This window comes from Microcystis sp. LE19-84.1B, assembly GCF_027531875.1.
Classification (GTDB): Bacteria; Cyanobacteriota; Cyanobacteriia; order Cyanobacteriales; family Microcystaceae; genus Microcystis; species Microcystis panniformis.
The window spans coordinates 1-1,580 of record NZ_JAPZSR010000347.1 but is presented as its reverse complement, the minus strand read 5'-3'; the positions used below and the strand labels follow the sequence as shown (position 1 = coordinate 1,580).

Genomic DNA, 1,580 nt, shown 5'->3' with positions numbered 1-1,580 from the left:
ATTGTCTATCTTTTGGTATTAACCTATTTGTGCCTTAAGTCCTTTCCTGTATGAATTTCAGCTACTTTTGAGCGTAGTTGCTCTCATCGAATTTTATTTTAAGTTAATTATTTGCATAACAATTCCCGAAGAGCCAGAATTAGGACGGCAAATTGGGGGACTTGGTGCCAAATTCGGCAGCTTTACCGAAGGACTTGCCCTTCCCTCAATGGAAACGATTCTCAGACAACGCTTTGGTATGGAAGTTGTTAGTCCCAGTGTGCGAGTCAGTAAAAATGGACAACACCTAGAAATTGATGTTCTTGCCTATACTAATGGTGAGCTAAATACTGCCTATATCGTCGAGGTTAAAAGTCATGCTAGAGAGGAATCTATTACACAATTAAAAAGTATTTTGCAACGGTTTCGCAGCTTTTTTCCTGAACACAAAGATAAAAAACTCTATGGCATACTAGCATCCGTTGACTTATCCAACGAATTACGAGAAAAAATTCTGCAAGAAGGGTTTTATGTGGCTCGGATTCATGACCAGGTATTTGAATTAGATATTCCCGATAATTTTCAACCTCAAACCTATTAAAACATCAAAGGCGATCGCTTTTGCTCTGATATTGTGAGGGATGATTGCTTGTATTTAGCGGTAAATATCCTTTCGATGCCCAATATCAAGAACAATCACCTTCTTTTCTGAATCATCGATCCCATAAATAATTCGATAAACTCCAATCCGAACCCGCCAACCTTCTCTTCCTGTCAGTTTTAGACATCCTGATGGTCTTGGATTTTCAGCTAATTCTCTAATGCCATCTCGAACTTTTTGATAATCATCCTTTGGGAGATTTGCTAAAGCCTTAGAAGCACGTTTTTTAATAGTAATATTGTAACTCATTGCTGACTATTTTCAATTTCAGCGATCGCTACTTCAAAAGGAATTTCATCATCCCCACCTGAGACAGCCAAATCATAGGCTCTAATGGCATCTAACTCTTCTGATTCTTCCAGCAGTTTCTGATATTCTTCTATATCTAAAAGAATACCTATTCGATTACCCTGCTCATCGGTGATATACCTTTCCTTTAATTTCATTTGAGAACAACTGCCTTAGTTAATTTTCGTTCTAATTATAACTCAGGTGTTAACGCCTAACCATATTGATCTATCCTTCTGGGAAAATACCCTTCATGCTTTGGGAACTCTCACTCGCCCTCATTTCCTCGAAACTATTCCCAACTTAGTCCCTTTAATCCTTCATTTTTGGGGGGAGGTTGCCTTAAGAGAAGTGTATCAAAGTATTAGGGATGTTAGTCGCTGGTGGCGGTGATTCTCCTGTCAATAATTGCTATAATAGCTAAAATGGCCATAATGGCTAGTTTCTAGAAAGGTTAGTTATGAAAACATTAGGAGCCTCAGAGGCAAAAAATCGCTTTGGCGAACTGTTAGACTTGGCTCGAAGAGAACCAGTAAAGATAGCAAAAAAGGGACGTAATGTTGCAGTCGTGCTGTCAATCGAGGAATTTGAGAGATTTTCCGAGTTGGAAAATCAACTTTTGGCTTTACAGGCAGAAAAAGCTCATCAAGAA

General features: G+C 38.6%; 4 protein-coding genes. 2 read left to right on the top strand and 2 right to left on the bottom strand.

Features of this window, described 5'->3' with window-relative positions:
* Positions 1-85: 85 nt before the first annotated feature.
* Positions 86-580 (top strand): DUF3782 domain-containing protein, encoded by a 495-nt coding sequence (locus tag O9324_RS19855; RefSeq protein WP_288141101.1) that lies wholly within the window; start codon positions 86-88, stop codon positions 578-580.
* A gap of 54 nt (positions 581-634) precedes the next feature.
* On the opposite strand, the gene O9324_RS19850 is transcribed toward O9324_RS19855, so the two are convergent.
* Positions 635-889, bottom strand: coding sequence for a type II toxin-antitoxin system RelE family toxin (locus O9324_RS19850; RefSeq protein WP_061430671.1), 255 nt, complete (start codon positions 887-889; stop codon positions 635-637).
* Positions 886-1,086 carry a RelB antitoxin-like protein gene (locus O9324_RS19845; protein WP_002770424.1) on the bottom strand — a complete coding sequence of 67 codons (201 nt, stop codon included), beginning with the start codon at positions 1,084-1,086 and terminating at the stop codon, positions 886-888. Before O9324_RS19845 ends, O9324_RS19850 begins: the two co-directional genes overlap by 4 nt.
* 302 nt (positions 1,087-1,388) lie before the next feature.
* On the opposite strand from O9324_RS19845, the gene O9324_RS19840 reads away from it, so the two are divergent.
* On the top strand, positions 1,389-1,580 hold a 192-nt coding region (locus O9324_RS19840; protein WP_288141100.1), incomplete at its 3' end, for a type II toxin-antitoxin system Phd/YefM family antitoxin.

Coding starts and splice junctions, on each gene's coding strand:
- O9324_RS19850 (WP_061430671.1), bottom strand. CDS start 889: ATGAGTTACAATATTACTATTAAAAAACGTGCTTCTAAGGCTTTAGCA.
- O9324_RS19845 (WP_002770424.1), bottom strand. CDS start 1,086: ATGAAATTAAAGGAAAGGTATATCACCGATGAGCAGGGTAATCGAATA.